General features: G+C 64.7%; 17 protein-coding genes. 2 read left to right on the forward strand and 15 right to left on the reverse strand.

Annotated elements, in window-relative coordinates; translation table 11 throughout:
- Positions 1-29: 29 nt before the first annotated feature.
- From DU505_RS21075 to speB, 8 genes are all read right to left on the reverse strand, one after another.
- Positions 30-1289: a TRAP transporter large permease gene (locus DU505_RS21075; protein ID WP_114480938.1), complete on the reverse strand. Its 1260-nt coding sequence runs from the start codon at positions 1287-1289 to the stop codon at positions 30-32.
- Positions 1286-1831, reverse strand: coding sequence for a TRAP transporter small permease (locus DU505_RS21080; protein WP_422667069.1), 546 nt, complete (start codon positions 1829-1831; stop codon positions 1286-1288). Before DU505_RS21080 ends, DU505_RS21075 begins: the two co-directional genes overlap by 4 nt.
- Positions 1832-2827, reverse strand: coding sequence for a TRAP transporter substrate-binding protein (locus DU505_RS21085; RefSeq protein ID WP_114480939.1), 996 nt, complete (start codon positions 2825-2827; stop codon positions 1832-1834).
- A gap of 112 nt (positions 2828-2939) precedes the next feature.
- On the reverse strand, positions 2940-3428 hold the full coding sequence (locus DU505_RS21090) for a GNAT family N-acetyltransferase (RefSeq protein ID WP_114480940.1): 489 nt from the start codon (positions 3426-3428) through the stop codon (positions 2940-2942).
- A gap of 231 nt (positions 3429-3659) precedes the next feature.
- Positions 3660-5123 carry an aldehyde dehydrogenase family protein gene (locus tag DU505_RS21095; protein ID WP_114480941.1) on the reverse strand — a complete coding sequence of 488 codons (1464 nt, stop codon included), beginning with the start codon at positions 5121-5123 and terminating at the stop codon, positions 3660-3662.
- 21 nt (positions 5124-5144) lie between these two features.
- Complete coding sequence (locus DU505_RS21100) at positions 5145-6761, reverse strand: 5-guanidino-2-oxopentanoate decarboxylase (RefSeq protein ID WP_114480942.1); 1617 nt, start codon at positions 6759-6761, stop codon at positions 5145-5147.
- Between the two features lie 9 nt (positions 6762-6770).
- Positions 6771-8168, reverse strand: coding sequence for a YjiH family protein (locus tag DU505_RS21105; RefSeq protein ID WP_114480943.1), 1398 nt, complete (start codon positions 8166-8168; stop codon positions 6771-6773).
- A 59-nt stretch (positions 8169-8227) separates the two neighbouring features.
- Positions 8228-9178: an agmatinase gene (gene speB, locus DU505_RS21110; RefSeq protein WP_114480944.1), complete on the reverse strand. Its 951-nt coding sequence runs from the start codon at positions 9176-9178 to the stop codon at positions 8228-8230.
- Between the two features lie 216 nt (positions 9179-9394).
- On the opposite strand from speB, the gene DU505_RS21115 reads away from it, so the two are divergent.
- Positions 9395-10819 (forward strand): sigma-54 interaction domain-containing protein, encoded by a 1425-nt coding sequence (locus tag DU505_RS21115; RefSeq protein ID WP_114480945.1) that lies wholly within the window; start codon positions 9395-9397, stop codon positions 10817-10819.
- On the opposite strand, the gene DU505_RS21120 is transcribed toward DU505_RS21115, so the two are convergent.
- From DU505_RS21120 to DU505_RS21150, 7 genes are all read right to left on the reverse strand, one after another.
- Positions 10816-11928 carry a pyridoxal phosphate-dependent aminotransferase gene (locus DU505_RS21120; protein WP_114480946.1) on the reverse strand — a complete coding sequence of 371 codons (1113 nt, stop codon included), beginning with the start codon at positions 11926-11928 and terminating at the stop codon, positions 10816-10818. The two genes, DU505_RS21115 and DU505_RS21120, sit on opposite strands and share 4 nt — an antisense overlap.
- Positions 11929-11953: 25 nt before the next feature.
- Positions 11954-12877 (reverse strand): DMT family transporter, encoded by a 924-nt coding sequence (locus DU505_RS21125; protein WP_114480947.1) that lies wholly within the window; start codon positions 12875-12877, stop codon positions 11954-11956.
- A 7-nt stretch (positions 12878-12884) separates the two neighbouring features.
- Positions 12885-14276 (reverse strand): FAD-binding oxidoreductase, encoded by a 1392-nt coding sequence (locus tag DU505_RS21130; protein ID WP_114480948.1) that lies wholly within the window; start codon positions 14274-14276, stop codon positions 12885-12887.
- A gap of 17 nt (positions 14277-14293) precedes the next feature.
- Positions 14294-15910, reverse strand: coding sequence for an ABC transporter ATP-binding protein (locus tag DU505_RS21135; protein WP_114480949.1), 1617 nt, complete (start codon positions 15908-15910; stop codon positions 14294-14296).
- A gap of 28 nt (positions 15911-15938) precedes the next feature.
- A complete protein-coding gene (locus DU505_RS21140; RefSeq protein WP_114480950.1) occupies positions 15939-16775 on the reverse strand; it encodes an ABC transporter permease in 837 nt (278 codons plus the stop codon).
- Positions 16772-17749, reverse strand: a complete 978-nt coding sequence (locus DU505_RS21145) for an ABC transporter permease (protein WP_114480951.1) — start codon at positions 17747-17749, stop codon at positions 16772-16774. Before DU505_RS21145 ends, DU505_RS21140 begins: the two co-directional genes overlap by 4 nt.
- 156 nt (positions 17750-17905) lie before the next feature.
- Positions 17906-19459, reverse strand: coding sequence for an ABC transporter substrate-binding protein (locus tag DU505_RS21150; RefSeq protein WP_114480956.1), 1554 nt, complete (start codon positions 19457-19459; stop codon positions 17906-17908).
- 183 nt (positions 19460-19642) lie between these two features.
- On the opposite strand from DU505_RS21150, the gene DU505_RS21155 reads away from it, so the two are divergent.
- Positions 19643-20329, forward strand: coding sequence for a GntR family transcriptional regulator (locus DU505_RS21155; protein ID WP_114480952.1), 687 nt, complete (start codon positions 19643-19645; stop codon positions 20327-20329).
- Positions 20330-20445: the final 116 nt, after the last annotated feature.

Here is a 20445-nt window from a genome sequence, read left to right on the forward strand (position 1 = left end):
CCGGGCGGGCGTCAAGCACCTGGCTCCGGTTAGCCCGAGATGCCCAGCATGATCGGCACGTAGACCACCAGCAGCAGCACCCCGATCAGGCCCAGGAGGTAGGGAATGATGGCGCGGGTGATGCGCTCCAGCGGCAGCTGGGTCACCGACGAGGCAACATAGAGATTGATCGCCACAGGGGGGGTGATCATGCCGATGGCCAGTCCCACCACGATGATCAGGCCGAAGTGGATCGGATCGATACCCAGTTGAAGCACCAGCGGCAACAGCACCGGGGTCAGGATGATCAGGGCGCTGGCCGTCTCGATGAATACGCCGGTAAGCAGGATCACCGCCACGACCAGCAGCATGATCACGTAGGGGTTGGTGGAGATCGACAGCACCGCCTGGGCGATGGCGCCGGGCACCTGCCAGCTCGACAGCGTCCAGCTGAGTACCGCCGAGGTGGCGATGACAAGCATGATCACCGAGGTGGTGATCGCCGAGCGGATCAGGATGCGGTAGACATCGGCGACCTTCAGGTCGCGATAGACGAAGAGCGACACCAGTAGGGCGTAGTTGACCGCCACCACCGCCGCCTCACTGGGCGTGAAGATGCCGGAGAAGATGCCGCCGAGAATGATCACCGGGGTCATCAGGCCCCAGCTGGCACTTTTCAGCGTGCGCCAGATGGTGGCCAGGGAAAGCGCCGTGCCGCGAGGGTAGTTGCGCCGGTAGGCCTGGGTGATGGCAATCGCCATCAGTCCCAGCCCCATGACCAGGCCGGGAATGAAGCCGTTGAGGAACAGCTTCGAGACCGACTGCTGGGCGATCACCGCATAGATGATCATCGGCACCGAGGGCGGTATCACCACGCCGATGGTGCCGCTGGCGGCGATCAGGCTGGCTGCCGACGCGGGATCGTAGCCCTTCTTGCGCAGTTCCGGCACCAGGCTCGAGCCCACCGCGGCGGTGGTGGCGGCACCGGAGCCGGAGATGGCGGCGAAGAACATCCCGGCCAATACCGAAACGATCGACAGCCCCCCCTTGAGAAAGCCGAACAGCGAATCGGCAAAATCGACCAGTTTCTCGCTCACCTTGCCCTGGGCCATCAGGTCGCCGGCGAGGATGAACATGGGGACCGCCACCAGGGCGAAGGAATTGATGCCCTGGAACATTTGCTGGGTGACCACCATCAGCGGCACACCCTGGGCGTTGAGGGCCAGCAGCGTGCTGGCGCCGATGGCCAGGGCGATGGGCACCCCGGCCAGCATGAAGAGGAAGAACAGCGCGAACAGCAGGCCCGTCATGGCGGGGGCTCCTCGGCGGTTCCGCTGCCGATGCCGGCGGCCGTGTCGGGGCCCTTGACGATCAGCTCGACCAGGTCGACGAGGGCGTACCAGGCCATGATGGCGGCACTGATGGGGATGACGGCGTAGACATAGGTCATGGAGAGACGCAGCGAAGCCGATTTCTGGAAGCTCTGCGCTTGCATGTAGCGATGGCCGATGACGATCAACGTGATCATGAACCCGAGAACGACCAGCACAGCCGCCACGCGCAATAACTGTCGCAGTCGGTCGGGCAGCGCCTCGACCACGAAGGTCACGGCGATATGACGGCCGCGCTGGAAGGCCAGCGTGGCGCCAAGGAATGTGATCCACACCATCAGGAATCGCGCGACTTCTTCGGTCCAGCCGACGGCGGAGAAGAAGACGCGCGAGACGATCTGCAGGGTGATCACGCCGATCAATGCCGCCATGCCCGCAAAAACCACGGGTTGGAGGGCGGCATCGACGACGTGTTCAATGCGCTGGAGGTGTGCGAGCAGCGATTGGAACCGGTTCGGCACTTACTCCAGCGCCTCCCGGATGCGGGGCAGATAGTCGCCGAACTGCTCGCCGTACTTCTCGTAGACCGGTGCCACGGCAGCCTGGAAGGCTTCGAGGTCCGCGTCGTCGACGATCTGCATGCCGGCGGCGCGGAGCTCTTCCAGCTGTTCGGCTTCCATGTCGGCATTGTAGCGACGCTCATGCTCGGCGGCTTCCTGCGCGGCCTGGCGCAGCACGTCCTGGGCTGCCTCCGGCAGCTCGTTCCAGACCGGCATGCCCATGACGAAGATCGCCGGCGCGTAGGTGTGCCGCGACAGTGTCATATGGGTCTGGGTCTCGTTGAGCTTGAACGAGTGGATGACGTTGACCGGGTTCTCCTGGCCGTCGATGGTACCCTGCTGCATGGCGGTAAGGGCTTCGGTCCAGGCCATGGGAATGGCGTTGGCCCCCAGTTCGCTGAAGGTATCGGTATAGACCGGGTTCTCCATCACGCGGATGCGCAGGCCGTCGATATCGGCGGGGGTGCGGACCTCACGCTCGCTGTTGGTCAGGTTGCGAAAGCCACGTTCGGCGTAGGCCAGGCCCTTGAGGTTCACTTCGCTAAGCTTGTCGAGCAGTTCCTGGCCGATGGGGCCGTCGAGCACGTCATAGGCGGCTTCGGGTGAGGGGAAGAGGAAGGGGAGTTCGAATACCGCCATCTCCTCGACGAAATTGGCCACCGGGCCGTTGGTGATCACGCCCATGTCCACGGTGCCGATCTGCATGCCTTCCAGCAGGGTGCGCTCGTCGCCCAGCGAGGCATTGGGATAGATGTCGATGGTGACCGCACCCTCGGTGCGTTCGGCGACCAGCTCCTGGAACTTCACCGCGGCGATATGGAAACCATCCTGCTCGTTGACCACATGGGCCAGGCGCAGGGTGACCGGGTCCATGTCCTCGAAATCGGAGGCCTGGGCGGCGGTGACCATGGCGAGAGAGAGGCCAAGTGCCAGCGTGCTGCGTGCAAATCGTTTCATTTTTACTTTTCCTTTGTCGGGTCAATCCGTCACCGAGCATGCCCCAGGGCGCCGGAGAGGGTCAACGGCAATGACACCGGATGGTTACAAAAGTCGCCTGCACAAGGCGGCCTCACAGTAGGCGGTACATGACATGGGCATCCACCAGCCCCAGCTCGGGGTGGCGAAAGGCGCAGGGAAGGGTGCCGACGATGGTGAAACCGTACTTCTGCCACTGCCGGATCGCGACCTCGTTGGTGGCCACCACGATATTGTATTGCATGGCGGTGAAACCCAGCTCGCGGGCGAGGCCAAGGGAGTCCTGGCACATCATGCCGGCGATGCCCTGGCCGCGGGCATGCTCGGCGACCAGGTAGCCGCAGTTGCAGACATGGTCGCCGGGGCCGGGCTGGTTGGGCTTGAGGTAGTAGGTGCCGAGTACCTTGCCCGCGGCGTCCTCGGCTACCCTGACCGCACGAGGCAGCTCCACCCACATGCGGTAGGCGTCGGACTCGCCGATTCCTCGTGGCACGGCATAGGTGGTGCCGGCATGCAGGACCGGCGCCATGAACTCCCACATGGCGGGCCAGTCGTCGGGCTGATAGGGGCGGATGCGGATCATGCGGTTTCCTCCTTGAACATTAGGAGCCTGCCGGACATGACGCTGATCTACTGCGAGATCCGGTCTTTCGGCCAATTTCATTCGATCTGATTCGTTAAATAGCAGGCTATTCGCCTCATCAGATCGATAAACTTGTCTCGAAATCCGAATCTCTCGCGACGATCGGGTACGTCCGGCAGGCTCCTGGCATCAGCCCACTATTTTACGCCATGTCGATCAGCAAAGGGTAATTCACGTTTTGTCAGTCCCTTCATCGGGCCCGATCAGGTGCTTCACCTCAAGGTAGGCGGAAAGGCCCCAGGGGCCCAGCTCCCGGCCGATACCGCTGCGCTTGAAGCCGCCCCAGCCGGTCTGGGGCAGTACCAGCTGCTCGCTGTTGAGCCAGATACTGCCCGCCTGCAGCTGACGACCGATTCGGGAAGCCCGCCGAGGGTCGCCGCTGATTACCGTGGCCGCCAGGCCGAACTCGCTGTCGTTGGCCAGTGCGATGGCTTCCTGCTCACTGGCGACGCTGCGAGCGCAAAGCACCGGGCCGAAGATCTCCTCTCGCCATAGCCGGCTCTCGATCGGCACGTCGCGGTAGAGAGTGGGCGCCACGAAGTAGCCCCGGGCAGGCAGCTCACGATGCGCACCATCGCGTATGGCGGCGAGGCCTTCCTGTTTGGCGATAGCGAGATAGTCCTGCACGTTCTCGCGCTGGCGCGCGCTGGTCAGCGGGCCCATGTCGCTGTCCTCGTCAAGCGGGTCGCCCAGCACCAGGGCGTCGATACGCTCCGCCAGGGCTGCATAGAGCGGCTCGGCGACGGCTTCATGAACGATCAGGCGCGAGGTGGCCGAGCAGATCTGGCCGGCATTGAAGTAGATGCCGGCCATGACCCAGTCGGCGGCCTGATCGGGGGCGGCATCCTCCATCACGATGATCGGCGACTTGCCGCCCAGCTCCAGGGAGACGCCGACCGTTCGCTCGGCGGCGGCCCGCATGACCGCTTCGCCGACCCGGTTGCTGCCGGTGAAGGAGACCTTGTCGATGCCGGGATGATTGGCCAATGGTGCACCGACACCCTCGCCATCGCCGAACACAAGGTTGAGCACACCGGGGGGCAGGTCGATCTCCTGGGCGATCTCGGCCAGGGTGCGTTCGGGCAGCGGGGTCACCTCTGAAGGCTTAAGCACCGCCGTGCAGCCCGCCGCCAGGGCCGGTGCCAGCTTCCAGGCGCTGGTCACCAGGGGGAAGTTCCAGGGCGTGATCAGTCCCACCACGCCCACCGGGTCGTGATAGCAGCGAGCCTCGACGCCTTCCATTTCCAGCTCCACGAGCCGGCCCTGACGGGGGTCCAGCGCTCGGGCCAGGCCGGCATAGTAGCGGTAGCAGGCGACGGCGTCGTCCAGGTCGATACCGGCTTCGGCGAGCACCTTGCCGTTGTTGGTGGAGGAAAGGCGAACCAGCTCGTCGCGGCGGCGGGTCAGGGCATCGGCGAAGCCCTCGAGGTAGGTTGCCCGCTGGGCGCCTGAGAGGGCCTGCCAGGCCGGCAGGGCTCGCCGTGCCGCGGCCACGGCAGCCTCGACATCGGCGGGATCGCCGGCGGTGACCTCGGCGATCACTGTTTCGGTGTAGGGGTTGGTGACCGGCAGGCGGCGTTCGCCTTGGGAAGCCACCCAATGGTTATCGATGAATTGCTGGTCAAGGCATTGCATGAGGATTCTCTTCTTGGTTGGTTAACCGATGGCCTGCTGCCAGGCGTGGGCATCCACCTCGATCAGGAAGGGGCCGTCGGTCGGACGGCTGGCCAATGCCTGGGCCAGTGCCCCGGGGCTGTCGACATGGGTAGCCAGGCAGCCGAATCCGCGGGCCAGGGTCAGGAAATCCGGCGCCTGGATGTCGACGCCGGTGCGCTCGACCCCATGGGTGTCCATATAGCGCCGGATCTCCTCGTAGCCGGCGTTGTGCCACAGCAGGATGACGACGGGCAGTCGCTCTTCCACGGCGGTGGCAAGCTCGGAGAGGGTGAACATGACGCCGCCGTCACCGACCAGGGCGACCACCGGCAGGTCGGGGCGGGCGAGCTGGGCACCCAGTGCCGCCGGAAGACCGTAGCCCAGGGTGCCGTAACCGGTGGAGGCGTTGAAATAGCGACGCGGCGCAGGCTGCGAGACCAGGTGGTTGCCGGCATAGACCGGTGCCGTGGAGTCGCCGACGAGGATGGCGTCGGGCAAGGCCTCCTGCAGTACTCCATAGAGGGGCACGAAAGGGGCGAAGGCGGGGTCTTCTACCAGCCCGAGTGCGGCCAGCGTACTGGCCGTGCGTTCGGCGCCTCCCTTGGCCAGGGGATCAGGAAAGTGGTCGAGCAGCAGCGCAAGGCTGTGGCCGGCATCGCCCACCAGGCCCAGGGCCAAGGGCTGGTTGCGCACCAGCTGCTGGGCGTCGAGGTCGATGCGGATCAGCTGGCCGGTGAGGGCGAAGCCGTCGTCGAAGACCACGTCGTAGTCGGTCTCGCCGAGCTCGGTACCCACGGCGAGAATCACGTCGGCTCCGTGGGCCAGCTCGCGGACCGCCGGCAGGGCGGCATTGGCCCCCAGGTCCAGCGGGTGCGAGCGCCCGAGCAGCCCCTTGGCGTTGATCGTCGTGACCGTCGGGGCATCAAGGCGCTCCACCAGGGCCCGTGCCGCTTCGGGCGCATCGGCGCAGCCGCCGCCAAGCAGTATCAGGGGCCGCTCGGCCCGGTGTAGCCACTGCGCCGCCAACGCCAGGCCCTGCGGGTCCGGTGCCGGACGATAGAGTGCCGGTGCCTGCCAGCTGCGCGGTGGTGCTGCGGGGGCATCGAACAGGTCGATGGGGATCTCGATATGCACCGGGCCGGGCCGTTCGCTGCGAAACACGGCAAAGGCCCGTGCCAGCACTTCGGGCAGGGCAGCGGGGTCGAGCAGCGTATGGCTGAAGCGCGAAACCCCGGCCAGCAGCTGCTGCTGGCTCGGCAGTTCGTGCAGCCGCCCCTGGCCGCGTCCCAGGGTGTCACGGCGGTTGACGCTGGAGATCACCAGCATCGGCACCGAGTCGGCGAGTGCCTGCCCCATGGCGGTGGCGATATTGGTCATGCCGGGGCCGGTAATGATCAGGCATACCCCCGGGCGACCGGTGGCCCGTGCGTAGCCGTCGGCCATGAAGCCGGCACCCTGCTCGTGACGCGGTGTGACGTGGCGTACGCCGCTGGCCTCCAGGCCCCGGTAGAGTTCGATGGTGTGCACCCCGGGAATGCCGAAGACGGTGTCGACCTCATAACGCTTGTTGAGGAGCGTCAGGAGGAGGCTGGCGCAGGTCAGGGTATCGGTTGCCATCGAGAAACCTCAGAAGAAGAAGGTGTGGGCCATGAAGGCGATGATCGGCAGCGTCACCGCGGTGCGCAGCAGGAAGATCGCCAGCAGCTCCCACAGTTTGAGCGGAATCTTCGATTTCATCAGTAGCGCGCCGATTTCCGACATGTAGATCAGTTGGGTCAGCGACAGGCAGGCAATCACGAAGCGGGTCAGCTCGCTTTCGATGTTGGTGGCCAGCACCGCCGGCAGGAACATGTCGGCAAAGCCGACCAGGGTGGCGGGTGCGGCCGCCTCGGCTTCGGGAATGCGCAGCAGTTCCAGCACCGGCACCATGGGGTAGGAGAGCCAGGTGAACAGCGGCGTGAACTCGGCGAGTATCAGTGCCACGGTGCCGATGGCGAATACCAGCGGCAGCAGGGCGAGGAAGATATCGGCGACGTTGAACAGGGCGTTGCGTGCCAGTTCGCGGGGGCCGGGGGCATGCTCGGCACGGCGCATTGCCTGGTTGAGGCTGTAGCGCCACAGGCCTACGTCTTCAGTGCGTTTCTCGGCCAGCTGGCAGCCTACCGGCTCGTAATAGGTATCGGGCTTGCGCGACAAGGGCGGCAGCCGCGGCACGATCACGGCGGCGATCAGCCCCGACACCACCACGGTGAAGTAGAACTGGACGAACATGTGGTTTAGATCGACGAAGCTGGTGATCAGCAGGGCAAAGGCGATGGAGACGACGGAGAAGTTGGTAGCGATCACCGAGGCTTCACGTCGGTTGTAGAAGCCCTTCTCGTACTGCTGGGTGGTGATCAATACCCCCACGGTGCCAGAGCCCATCCAGGATGCCGTGGCATCGATGGCGCTGCGGCCGGGCAGGTTGAAGATGACGCGGAACGGCTTGCGCACCAGGCTGCCGATGAACTCCATGAAGCCGAATTCAACCAGGAAGGGCAGCAGCAGGGCGGCAAAGAAGAAGAAGGTGAGCAGCACCGGGGCCAGGTCGTTGAGCATCACGCCGCCGGTGAAGGGGGCGGTGACGAACTCGGGGCCAAACTGGAAGAAGGTCATCAGCGCGAAGGCGGCGCCGAGGATGCGCATGCCGAACCAGACCGGGCCGACATGGAACATGTCGCGCAGCACCCCTTTTTCCGCCCAGGCGGGCTTGCCCAGCTTGACGTAGAGGGTGGCGACCACCGAAATCGTCAGTACCACCACGGCGATGGCCGGCAGGGCGCCCTCGAGCAGCGCCTTGAGGCCATCGGCCATCAGGCCCATGCCGATATTGATGGTGTCGCCGACCTGGAAGGGGATCAGGAAGAGGCTGACCCCGATCAGGGAGGGGATCAGGAAGCGCAGCAGATTGCGGCGGTCCAGCGGTTGGCGCTCCATCGGCTTCGGGGCGGCCGTCTCTTCAGAAGTCGATTCAGTGGAAGACATGCTGTTATTCCTCAGGCTTGTTGTCGTTGAATCCGGAGTGCTGCAATTGCCTTGCGGCCTCAGCCGCGGCGGGTGACGCCCGGCAGTACGCAGAGCATCTCGTAGAGCAGGGTCGCGCCCATCAAGGCAGTGTTGCCGCTGGGGTCGTAGGGCGGCGATACCTCGACCAGGTCGCCGCCGACGATGTTCAATCCCGCTGCGCCACGGACGATTTCCAGGCCCTGCGCCGAGGTCAGGCCACCCATTTCCACGGTGCCGGTGCCGGGGGCGACCGAGGGGTCGAGGCCATCGATATCGAAGCTGATATAGACGGGGCCATCGCCCATCTGTTCGCGCACCTCTGCCATCAGCGGCGCCAGCGATCTATGCCAGCACTCCTCCGCGGTGACGACGCGAAAGCCCTGCTGGCGACACCAGTCGAAATCCTCGGCGGAGTAGCCGGTGCCGCGCAGGCCGATCTGCACCACGCGGTTTGCCGCCAGAAGGCCCTCTTCCTGGGCGCGGCGAAACGGCGTCCCATGGGCGATGGGTTCGCCGAACATGTGCTCGTTGACGTCGGCATGGGCATCGATATGAATCAATCCCACGGGTCCATGCTTCTTGGCGATGGCGCGCAGTATCGGCAGGGTGATGGTGTGCTCCCCGCCCAGGGTGAGCGGGATGCAGCCATGGGCCAGCACCTGGTCATAGAAGTCGGTAATGATGTCGACGCTCTTGGGCAGGTGAAAGGTGTTGATCGGCACATCGCCGATATCGGCCACCTGCAGGCTGTCGAAGGGCGCGGCCCGGGTGGCCATGTTGTAGGGGCGCAGCATGCGCGATTCGTCGCGAATCTGGCGCGGGCCCAGCCGGGTGCCCGGCCGGTTCGAGGTGCCGATGTCCAGGGGGATGCCGATGAAGGCGGCATCAAGACCCTCTGCCGTCGGCTGGGCGGGCAAGCGCATCATGGTCGCGGGGCCGCCGAAGCGGGGCATCTCGTTTCCGCCGAGGGGCTGATTATACTCGGGCATGAGGAACTCCGGTTGTGCTGGCTGAGAGGGCGCTGGGTGGCATTGGTACCTGTAGCGATAGGGGTGCATGTTTCGTGCCATCTGGTGCGTGTCCCGGCCGGTCGGCGTTCTGTGCTTGTAAGTGATTCATCAACGCATCGAATGCGACGGGATTCGATGCAATATTGAATCAGTGATGCAATACTGCATTGTCATGCGGAATTATCAGGAACCGATATGAGTGAGATCGATGCGCGGGTCGTGCAGACCATCGTCGAGACCGCCAACGACCATTTCTTCATCGTTGACGGCACCGGCCGGGTGCTCGATGTCAGCCCCGGAGCCGCGGCGGTCTACGGGATGTCTCGGGAAGCGTTGACCAGTAGTACGGTACAGGCGCTGGAGGCAAGCGTCGTGCTGAAGCCCTCGATCAGCATGGAGGTGATGCGCACGGGCAAGCCGGCCCAGCTGATGCAGGTCACCGGGACCGGCAGGCGAGTCATCGCCGAGGCCCATCCGGTGTTCGTCAATGGCAGGCTGGAGCGTATCGTCAGCCGCTCCCGGGATCTCACCGACCTTCAGCTGCTCCAGGACGAGTATGCCCTGCTCCAGAAGCGCTTCAGCGAGCATCTTCGGCGCAGCCAGCCGGGGCCGACGGATCAGGATGGCGAGCTGGATGAGATGCTGGAGGCACTGCAGGTACGCAGCAGCGTGATGCGTGAGCTGGCGCTGCTGCTCAAGCGCGTGGCGCCATCCGATGCCACCGTGCTGATGCTGGGAGAGTCGGGGGTCGGCAAGACCGCTTTCGCTCGCCAGGTGCATCGCTGGAGCCGCCGCGGCGACGGACCCTTCATCGAGGTCAACTGCGGTGCCATTCCCGAGAACCTGTTCGAGTCGGAGATGTTCGGCTACCAGCCGGGGGCCTTCAGCGGCGCCGCCCGGCAGGGCAAGGCCGGCCTGCTGGAGCAGGCCGAGGGTGGCACGCTGTTTCTCGATGAGCTGGGCGAGCTGCCGCTGCTGATGCAGACCAAGCTGCTCAAGGTGATCCAGGATGGCACTGTCACCCGACTGGGGGACACCCGGCCGCGGCGGGTCGATTTTCGACTGGTGGTGGCGACCAACCAGGACCTGGCCAGCCGGGTCGAGGAAGGGGCCTTCCGGCTGGATCTCTACTACCGGCTCAACGTGATCCCGGTGACGCTGCCACCGCTGCGGGAGCGCCGCGAGGACATACCGGCACTGGTGGAGTCCTGTCTTGATCGCCTCAACCAGCGCTATGGTCGCCAGAAACTGCTGCACAGCAGCGTCTGGTCGGAGCTGATGGGCAGCGATTGGCCAGGCAATGTCCGCGAGTTGGAGAACTGGCTCGAGCGCGCCTGGCTTTCCAGCGCCGGAGATGTGATCGAAGCTCCCACCCTGGGCCAGCCAGTGGGTCACGCAGTAACCGATGATGCCGCTGCCGTTGCCCACGCCCCCCTGGCAATGGCGGAGGACGAGTCGCTGAAGGCGTATCTGGCCCGGACCGAACGCCAGGTGCTGGCGGTGTTATGCCAGCGACTGCCGAGCACCTATGCCATGGCCGAGCGGCTGGGGATCAGCCAGCCCAGTGTCGTGCGCAAGTTGCAGCGCCATGGGCTGCGGATTCGGCGCGCTAGCAACTAGCGGTTCAGCTTCGACAACGCCTGCTCCAGGATCTCGAATCGGCCCGGCTGCAGGGCATCTTCCACCGCGGTGATGCGCAGGATATGGCCCAGGTCCGGATGGGCGGGGCGGGCAATGAGTCGGCCGGCCTCCAGCAGCTCGCGGTTGAGTCGTTCACCCAGCTCGGCGTTCGACAAGCGCAGGGCGATGAAGTTGGTGGCGCTGGGCAGCACCTCGGCCCCGATTGCTGCGAAATGATCGGCGAGCCGCTGTCGGCGTGCCTTGACGCCGCTGACGTGCTGACGCACCTCATCGTTGTGATCCAGTACCGTCTCGGCCGCAGCCAGGGTCAGGGTCGAGACCGCATAGTGGATACGCACCTTCATCATCATCTCGAGTGTGTCGGGTTCGGCGATGGCATAGCCGATCCGCAGGCCGGCCAGGCCATGGGCCTTGGACAGCGTGCGCAGGCGAATCACCCCCGGCAGCACCTCGCGGCTGAAGGCCGAGTCGGCGTCGTCGCGAAAATCGTGGTAGGCCTCGTCGAGCAGCAGCCAGCAGTCGTCGGGCAGGTCGGCACGCAGCCGGCGGATGGCGTCGTCGCCATGCAGATGGCCGCTGGGGTTGTCGGGGTTGGCGAGATAGACGAGCCGGGCCTGCTCTTGCCGTGCGGTGCGCAGCAGGGCGTCGAGGTCCGGGGCGAGGAGGCCCGGTCGTTCCTCATAGGGTACCTCGATCAGGCGGCAGCCCTGGCCACGTGCGAAATAGCCGAAGGTGGGATAGGTGCCGCTGGCGCTGACTACCGTACAGCCCGGCGTGGCAGTGGTGCGCAGGGCGAGTGCGATGAGGCTGTCGGCGCCGGCATCCACCAACGTCGTCTCCAGCGAGAAGCCGTGCAGGGCACTGAGCCGTTGCCGTACCCCCAGTGCCTCCGAATCACCGTAGCAGTAGACATGCTCGACCATGGCATCGCCGAAGCGCTCGCGCAGGGCGCGATGGGGCATGTCCAGGCCTTCGTTGGAGCCCAGCCGGTGAGGGATCTCGCGACCGATGCGTCGCTCCAGCACCTTGATGCCGGGGAAGGGATTGCTGGGGCCGGAGCCGGTCAGGTGGTCGGGGAAGCGGGGCATTCGGGTCTCCCGTTGGAAAGTGAAGTCATCCTGTTGCCGTCTTTCGCTGGGTCATGACGATCGCCACGGCTGACAGGGTCAGGACCAGCGCCACTGCGATCTGCAGGGTGAAGGGCTCGCCCAGCAGCAAGACGGCGCTGCCGACCCCGACCACAGGGATGATCAGGGTGCTGATGGTGGATTGGCCGATGGACAGCCGGTTGACGTTGCGAAACCACAGCATCTGGGCCAGGCAGATCGCAAAGAGCAGATGATACCCCAGCCCCAGCCAGGTGGTGGTCCGCCACTCGCTGGGCGGCGGTGGCGACTCCAGCCCAGCCGCCAGCACCAGCATCGGTACGGCACTGATGGCGAACTGCCAGCCGGTGATGACGACCGGATGGCCTTTCCAGCCGCCGCGGCGCTTGATTAGTACAGTACCCAGGGCCCACGACAGGGCGGCGCCGAGTACGAACAGGGGGCCGACAAGTCCACCGAAGCCGGCCTGCCAGGCGGTCGGTCCCAGCAGTATCAGCAGGCCCGCCTGGCCGAGCCCCAGGCCAAGCCACTGTCGCAGGGTGACCCGCTCGCCGAGCAGGCCGATGGCCATCAGTATCGCCCAGCACGGCATGGTGAAGGCGATGATGGCGGCCTGGGAGGTGGGCATGTGTAGCTGGCCGAAGGCGGTGCCGACGTTGAACCCGAGGATGGTGAACAGGCCGGCAACCACCAGCCACGGCCACTCTGTGGCATCGATGGCCAGCGGCAGCTTTCGTATCCAGGCCCAGCCGAGCAGCATCACTGCACCGACGGTAAAGCCGATGGCCCTGAGGCTGAACGGGGGGATATCCATCAGGCTGAAGCGTACCGCCGGCCAGTTGCCACCCCAGAAGAGGCCGATGGCGACGATGAGTAGTGCCGTGGAGACACCGGAGCGCTGCAGCAGGGCGGGGATGACGCCGGTCGACATGGCGTGCCTAGGCCTCCGGGGCCAGGACCTTGTGGCGATTGAGCAGGTTGCGAGGATCCAGCGCCTGCTTCAGGGTGCGCATCAAGGCGATTTCCTCCGGGGTGCGCGATAGCGCTAGGTAGTCGCGTTTCTCCAGGCCGACGCCATGCTCGGCGGAAATCGAGCCACCGAGTTCGGCCAGCGGGGTATAGACCAGCTGCTCCACGGCTCGACGCGTATCCGGCGCGTCGCTACCCACGCTGATCGATACGTGCAGGTTGCCATCGCCCAGGTGGCCGAAGACCACCATGCGTCCCTGGGACCAGTCCCGTCGCAGGGCGGCTTCAAGCTGGTCCGTATAGGCCTGCATTTCGGGGATGGGCAGGCTGATGTCGAAGGTGAACAGCGGGGCCAGGTTCAGGATCAGCCCTTCGATGTCCTCGCGGATATCCCAGATGCCGCGACGCTGGCTGTCGGACTGGGCCAGCACGGCGTCGACAATCAGACCGGCCTCGAAAGCGGATTCCAGCGCCTGGCCGAAGCGGGTCGCGTTGGCCTCGTCGTCGACGCCGAGGGATTCCACGATCACGTAGAAGGGTGAGTCGGTGGGCAGGGGTGGCGTGTGCCGACCGCTCTCCACGGTAAGCAGGGCATAGTGGTTGCGCCACATGACCTCGAAGGTGCCGAGGCTTCCTCCCAGGCTATGGCCCATATGCTGCAACAGCCCGGTGAGTGCCTCGAACGAGGGACAGGCCACCAGCGCGGTCTGCTCGCTGCTCATCTTCGGCTGAAGCCTGAGTACGGCGCGGGTCACGATACCCAGGGTGCCTTCGCTGCCGATGAACAGCTGCTTGAGGTCATAGCCGGCGTTGTTCTTCAGCATGTGGTTCATGGAGCTGACCACGGTGCCATCGGCCAGTACGGCTTCCAGCCCCAGCACCTGCTGGCGCATCATCCCGTAGCGGATGACTCGCACGCCGCCGGCATTGGTGGCGATGTTGCCGCCGATGGTGCAGGAGCCACGCGCTCCCAGGTCCAGCGGGAACTGGAGGTCGTGATCGTCGGCCAGTTCCTGTACCCGCTGGAGCGGCACGCCGGCCTGTACGGTCATGGTGCCGCTCACTGGATCGACTGCCTCTATGGCGGTCAGCCGTTCCAGCGAGATGGCGAGTTCGTCGGATGAGGTCACGCTGCCGTGCACCAGGCCGGTCAGGCCGCCATGGGTCACCACCGGTTGATCGGCAGCATGGCACAGGCGCATCACGGCGGAGAGCTCGCGGGTATCGGCGGGGCGCACGATGGCGCCCGCCTGGCAGGGCGCGCCGGTCATCCAGTCGACCCGTCGCTGGGTGACGTCGGCTCCGGTCAGCACGTTACCGGGGCCGACCACGGCCAGAATGTCCTTGAGTAACGCTTTCATCCGGTGTCCTTGATCCTTCATGCACTTTCCAGTTCGTGGGCACGGCCGGGGATGGCCTCCAGCAGCTCGCGGGTATAGGCCTCCCTAGGCGAGAGGAATACCGTTTCGGCAGTGCCCTGCTCGACGATGCGACCATGCTGCATGACGATGATGTAGTCGCAAATCTGGGCCGCCACCCGCAGGTCATGGGTGATGAAGAGTAGCGACAATGACAGTTTCTGCTTGAGGTCTTCCAGCAGTTCCAGGATCTGAGCCTGGATCGAGACATCCAGCGCCGATACCGCCTCGTCGGCAACGATCAGCTCAGGGTTCAGGGCCAGCGCCCGGGCGATGCCGATGCGCTGGCGCTGGCCGCCGGAGAATTCATGGGGGAATCGGTCCACGGCGACGGCGCCGAGCCCCACCAGATCCAGTAGTTCTCCCGCCTGTTTCATGGCCTCGTCACGGGACACACCGTTGGCCATGGGGCCCTGGGCGATGGCATAGCCGACGCGGGTGCGCGGGTTCAGGGAGGCGTACGGGTCCTGGAAGATCATCTGCACGCGCCAGCGCTGTCGTCGCAGTTCCTCGCCGGTCAGCGTGGTGAAATCGGTGCCGGAGAGCGAGAGCGTGCCGCTGTCGGGGCGCTCGAGGCGTACCACGCAGCGGCCCAGGGTCGACTTGCCGGAGCCCGACTCGCCGACAATGCCGACGGTTTCGCCGGGAGCGAGAGTAAAGGAGACATCATCCAGGGCGCGGACCTCGCGCGCCGCCTTGAACAGGCCGCCCTTGGAGCGAAATATCTTGTTGAGCCCCTTCACTTCCAGCAAGGGAGCGGGGCGCTCGCCGCCTCGGGCTTCGGGAATGATGTTGCTGGGTATCGCTTCGATGAGGGCCCGGGTGTATTCGTGCTGCGGATTTTCCAGTACTTCCTTGGCCGGGCCGAGCTCGACGATCTGGCCGTAGCGCATGACACAGACCCGACTGGCGACCTCGGCCACCACCCCGAAGTCGTGGGTGATGAACATCACCGACATGCCGCGGCGCTTCTGCAGGTCCCGGATAAGCTCCAGGATCTGAGCCTGGGTGGTCACGTCCAGGGCCGTGGTGGGTTCGTCGGCGATCAACAGCTTCGGTTCCAGGGCCAGGGCCATGGCGATCATCACCCGCTGGCGCTGGCCGCCGGAGAGCTGAAAGGGGTAGGCCCGAATGGCCTTGTCGGGCTGGGGAATGCCCACCTCCTCAAGCAGTGCCAGCGCATGGGCCTGGCGCTCCTTGCCGTTGTACTTGCCGTGGGCCTCGAAGACCTCCGAGATCTGGGCACCGACCCGCATGAGCGGGTTCAAGGCCGTCATGGGCTCCTGGAAGATCATGCCGATGTGCAGGCCGCGCAGCTTGCGGTGCTGTTTCTCGGTCAGCGTCAACAGGTCCTGGCCGTCGAAGATCACTTCGCCGGCGGTGGGGCGCACGCCCTTGGGCAGCAGGCCCATCAGGGCGTTGGCCGCCATGGACTTGCCCGAGCCGGACTCACCCACCACGCACATGATTTCGCCGCGCTCCACGTCGTAGCTGATGTCTTCCACGGCATAGGGGCGATCGGCACCCTTGGGCAGGGCGATGGTCAGGCCGCGAATGCTGAGTACGGGTTCACTCATGGGACTTTCCTTCTTGACGGTCCGGCGATCACGAGCGTTCGCGGGAAAGTTTCGGGTTCAGGGCGTCATCGAGACCCTCGCCCACCAGGTTGAGTGCCAGCACCGTCAGCAGGATGGCGAAGCCGGGGAAGAAGCTCAGCCACCAGGCCTGGCGGATCACGGTCCGCGCGGCGCCGATCATGTAGCCCCAGGACATCACGTTGGGGTCGCCGAGACCCAGGAAGGAGAGCGCCGACTCGAGCAGGATGGCGGTGGCCACCATCAGGGAGGCGAGCACGATGATCGGCGACAGGGTATTGGGCAGGATCTGGCGCAGGATGATGGTGCGGTTGGTCTGACCGACGAGACGGGCGGCTTCCACGTACTCGCGGTGACGTAGCGACATGAACTCGGCTCGCACCAGGCGGGCCACCGGTGGCCAGCTGACGATGGCAATGGCCAGCACGATGGAGGTTACGCTGGGCTGCATGATTGCCACCAGCACAATGGCCAGGGCGAAGTTGGGAATGGTCTGGAAGAACTCCGTGAAGCGCATCAGGCCATCGTCGATCAAGCCGCCGTAGTAGCCGGCAATGGCACCCAACGGCACACCGATCGCCAGGGCTACGGTGGTCGAGACAAGGCCGATCAACAGCGACACCCAGGCACCATGCATGATGCCGGCGGCGACGTCACGGCCCATGGTATCGGTGCCCAGCAGGAACCCATCCACCTCCATGGGCGACAGGAAGGGACGCTGGACCATGCGCCAGGGAGAGTCTGGATAGAGGAAAGGGGCAAGAATGGCCATCAGGATGATCGTCATCAGGATGATCAGGCCGATCAGGGCACCCCGGTTCTGGGCGAAACGGGCGAAGAAGCTCATGAGCCCTCCTTGATACGCGGATCCGCCAGGCGATAGACCAGGTCGGTGATGATGTTGAAGACGATGACCAGTGCGGCCGAGAAGAAGAAGATGCCCAGCAGCAGGTTGTAGTCGCGCTGCATCAGTGCCTCGTACATCAGGCGGCCGATACCGGGCCAGGCAAACACGGTCTCGGTGAGGATGGCGCCACCCACCATCTGGCCCGCCTGCAGGCCGGCCAGGGTGATGATCGGCAGCAGGGCGTTGCGCAGGATATGGCGTCGCTGGATGACCCTGGGGCTGAGGCCCTTGGCACGAGCGGTCTTGACGTAGTCCTGCTGGCTCGCCTCGAGCATAGACGCCCGGGTCATGCGGGTATAGATGGCCATGAAGAAGAGCGCCAGGGTGGTGGCGGGCAGCACCAGGTGCTTGGCCACGTCGAGTATCAGGGCGAAACCATCGAGTCCGGCGCCCACGGTGTACATGCCGTAGGCGGGCAGCCAGTCGAGATAGACCGAGAACAGCACCACCGCCATCAGAGCAACCCAGAACAGGGGGGTGGCATAGAAGATCAGTGCCAGCGCCATGATCAGTGAACCGGAGGGCTTCTTGACCCGCGCGGCGGCCATGGAGCCGGCGACGATGCCGAGTGCCAGCGACAGCACGAAGGCCGTGCCGGTGAGTAGCAGGGTGGCGGGCAGGCGGGCCAGGATCAGGTCGAGGACCGGCATCTGCTGGCGATAGGAGTAGCCGAAGTCGAGCATGGCGATGCCGGAGACATAGCGCCATAGCTGTACATAGAGGGGTTGGTCGAGGCCGAAGCGCTCGCGCAGTTGGCGCAGGAACTCCTGATCGGTGGCGCCTGCCTCGCCGGCCAGAATCGCAGCGGGATCGCCGGGCGCCATCTGGATCAGGAAGAAATTGAAGATGACGATCATGAACAGGACGACGACGGCCTTGAGCAGCCGCATCAGGATCAAGCGTGCATAGAGCATGCGGGAGCCTCAACAATCGGATGAAAGTCCTGATCCATGTCGCGCTCGGACACCGCCCATCGATCAGTGCTTTCAATCAGTGCTTACCGGGAACAGCGGGGGCGGCCTGGCCGCCCCCGTCATGCTGCGCTCTAACGGACTCTGAGCTCTAACGGACTAGCGGTCGAGCCAGGCGTCCTTGAAGCCGTCGTTGACCCCTACGCCGGAAGTGACCAGGTCCTTCACGTCACAGCGATAGATGGTCGGGAAGCCGAGCTCCAGCAGCCAGCCTACCGGCACGTCCTCATGGATGATTTCCTGGGCTTCATGGTAAAGCGCTTCACGCTCTTCATCGGGGAAGGCGGTGGCGGCCTCGTTGAACAGCTCGTCGACCCGCTCGTTCTCGTAGCCCTCGACGTTGTTCCAGGGCGAGCCCTTCTCGATGTTGTCCGAAAGGTACGAGCGCGTGATGCCCAGCGCCGGATCCCCGTACTGATAGAGGAAGGTGAAGGCCATGTCGTAGTCCCACTCCGAGAGGCGCTGGTTCCAGCCGCCCACGTCGGTGGACTGGGTGCGCACGTTGACACCGACTTCGCGCAGGTTCTGCTGTACGGCCTCGGCCCAGCGGGTCCAGGTTTCGCCGTAGGGCAGCGGTAGCAGGCGTACCTCCTCGCCGTCATAGCCCATCTCGTCGAGCAGTTCACGTGCCCGGTCCGGGTTGTGATCGTAGGGCTCGAGCTCGTCATTCTGGAACCGCGCATTGGAACCGAACGCGGACAGCGGCACGTTACCGAGCCCATTCCACAGCACGTCACGGGCGAATTCACGATCCATGGCGTACATTACTGCCTGGCGGAAGCGCTTGTCGGCAGTGGGTCCCTCGCGGTTGTTCATCCACAGCATGGCGAAGGGGCTGAAGTACTCGTGGCCCTCATCGGTGATGCAGGTGTTGTCCATCTCGGCCAGGCGCGGGATGTCGAAGTTCTCCACCGTGCCGTTGGGCAGCACGTCGACGGTGCCGTTCTCGTAGGCCACGGCCCGGGAGGCGCCATCAGGAATGATGTGCCAGTTGATGCCGTCCAGGTAGGGCAGGTCGTCCTCGTAGTAGTCGTCGTTGCGGACCAGCTGGATGACGGTGCCGCGGTCCCAGTTCTCGAACTTGAAGGCACCGGTGCCGATGGGGTGGTTGTTGTGCTCGTTGTCGCGGAAGTCGGTGCCTTCGTAGAGATGCTTGGGCACCATGGTGAAGGTGCCGGCCTCGAAGGAGAGCAGGAAGGGGCCGAAGGGGGCGGAGAGGGTGAAGACCACCGTATGGTCATCGGTCGCCTCGATGCTCTCGACGTGTTGAAGGACGGCACGGGCGCTGGGGTTCAATTCCCGGTGGAAGACATCGGCCGAGAAGACCACGTCGGCAGAGGTGAACGGCTCGCCGTCGTGCCACAGCACGCCTTCGCGCAGATGAAACGTCCAGGTCAGACCGTCATCGCTGACATCCCAGGATTCGGCCAGCTGCGGCATCGGCTCGAGATCGGTGCTGTAGCGCAGCAGGCCCTCGTAGATATTGCCGGCCACCACACGGGTCGGTGCGTTCTGCACCATGCCGAGCACCAGACCCGGCGGCTCGGGTTGAATGATTGTATTGATGGTGCCGCCGGACTTGGGCTCCTCGGCGATGGCGAACGTGGACGTCAAGGCCAAGGCGGCGATGGCGGTGGCCAACGGTGTCTTCATCATCATTATCGCTTTCCTTCTTGTTTTGTCGTTGCTGTCTTGTTGTATCGATGCTGAGTGATTGATGACGTTCCTGAGCAATCCTTTTGACCATAGCAGCGGTTCGACAAACTGTCGACAGTCGACAGGTGGCGAGGTTGCGTCATACTCTAGGTTCAACCCTCCTTCAAGAGCCCGGTCAGCATGTCGTCATCCAACGCTATTGGTGATTCCTCGGTCATTCAGCAGCGCAACCTGGTGGAGCAGGTGGCGGACTACCTGACCCAGTCGATCATCAGCCAGAAATTTGCGCCCGGTGAACGCCTGTCGGAGGTGCAGCTGGCCCGTGGTCTGGGCGTCAGTCGCGCCCCCGTACGCGAGGCGGCGCGATTGTTGGAAAGCCGTGGCCTACTGGTGTCACAACCCCGTCGCGGTTTCTTCGTTCGCGCCCTGGACGCCGCCGAGCTCAACGACATCTTCGACCTGCGGCTATGCCTGGAGCGACACGCCATGGCGCGTCTGGTGGGAGATTTCGATGCGGACAAGGAGCGCTCGCTGCGGCGACAGGTTGAGGTGATGTGCGAGGTGGCCGCCGGCGACAGCGAGAGCCGCAAGATCGAGGAAGATCTGGTGTTCCACCGCATGGTGATCGCCTTTGCGGGTAATCGACGCCTGCTCAAGGCCTTCGACGACATTACCCACGAACTGCGACTCTGTATTGCGCTGATCGGCAAGACCCATGCCGATCCCGACAGCATATCGACCTCCCACTGGCTGCTGCTCGAGGCCCTGGCCAGCGGGGATCCCGACCGTTGTCGCGAGGCCATCGACTACCACATCGGCGTGGCTCGCGACTATGTCGTCCAGGGGATCGGTGAGTGCGCTACCTAGATACCATCTCTCCTAACCGGCCACAAACATCCCATCAGGCGGTTTGTGGCCGGTATTCGGTTTGCGTCTTGAGGACCCCGTAAGCTATGTGGACCAGCTTACGCATCGCCGCCCCC

It is taken from the genome of Billgrantia montanilacus (genome assembly GCF_003336675.1).
GTDB lineage: Bacteria > Pseudomonadota > Gammaproteobacteria > Pseudomonadales > Halomonadaceae > Halomonas > Halomonas montanilacus.

Coding starts and splice junctions, on each gene's coding strand:
- DU505_RS21075 (WP_114480938.1), bottom strand. CDS start 1,289: ATGACGGGCCTGCTGTTCGCGCTGTTCTTCCTCTTCATGCTGGCCGGG.
- DU505_RS21085 (WP_114480939.1), bottom strand. CDS start 2,827: ATGAAACGATTTGCACGCAGCACGCTGGCACTTGGCCTCTCTCTCGCC.
- DU505_RS21090 (WP_114480940.1), bottom strand. CDS start 3,428: ATGATCCGCATCCGCCCCTATCAGCCCGACGACTGGCCCGCCATGTGG.
- DU505_RS21095 (WP_114480941.1), bottom strand. CDS start 5,123: ATGCAATGCCTTGACCAGCAATTCATCGATAACCATTGGGTGGCTTCC.
- DU505_RS21100 (WP_114480942.1), bottom strand. CDS start 6,761: ATGGCAACCGATACCCTGACCTGCGCCAGCCTCCTCCTGACGCTCCTC.
- DU505_RS21105 (WP_114480943.1), bottom strand. CDS start 8,168: ATGTCTTCCACTGAATCGACTTCTGAAGAGACGGCCGCCCCGAAGCCG.
- speB (WP_114480944.1), bottom strand. CDS start 9,178: ATGCCCGAGTATAATCAGCCCCTCGGCGGAAACGAGATGCCCCGCTTC.
- DU505_RS21115 (WP_114480945.1), top strand. CDS start 9,395: ATGAGTGAGATCGATGCGCGGGTCGTGCAGACCATCGTCGAGACCGCC.
- DU505_RS21120 (WP_114480946.1), bottom strand. CDS start 11,928: ATGCCCCGCTTCCCCGACCACCTGACCGGCTCCGGCCCCAGCAATCCC.
- DU505_RS21125 (WP_114480947.1), bottom strand. CDS start 12,877: ATGTCGACCGGCGTCATCCCCGCCCTGCTGCAGCGCTCCGGTGTCTCC.
- DU505_RS21130 (WP_114480948.1), bottom strand. CDS start 14,276: ATGAAAGCGTTACTCAAGGACATTCTGGCCGTGGTCGGCCCCGGTAAC.
- DU505_RS21135 (WP_114480949.1), bottom strand. CDS start 15,910: ATGAGTGAACCCGTACTCAGCATTCGCGGCCTGACCATCGCCCTGCCC.
- DU505_RS21140 (WP_114480950.1), bottom strand. CDS start 16,775: ATGAGCTTCTTCGCCCGTTTCGCCCAGAACCGGGGTGCCCTGATCGGC.
- DU505_RS21145 (WP_114480951.1), bottom strand. CDS start 17,749: ATGCTCTATGCACGCTTGATCCTGATGCGGCTGCTCAAGGCCGTCGTC.
- DU505_RS21150 (WP_114480956.1), bottom strand. CDS start 19,459: ATGAAGACACCGTTGGCCACCGCCATCGCCGCCTTGGCCTTGACGTCC.
- DU505_RS21155 (WP_114480952.1), top strand. CDS start 19,643: ATGTCGTCATCCAACGCTATTGGTGATTCCTCGGTCATTCAGCAGCGC.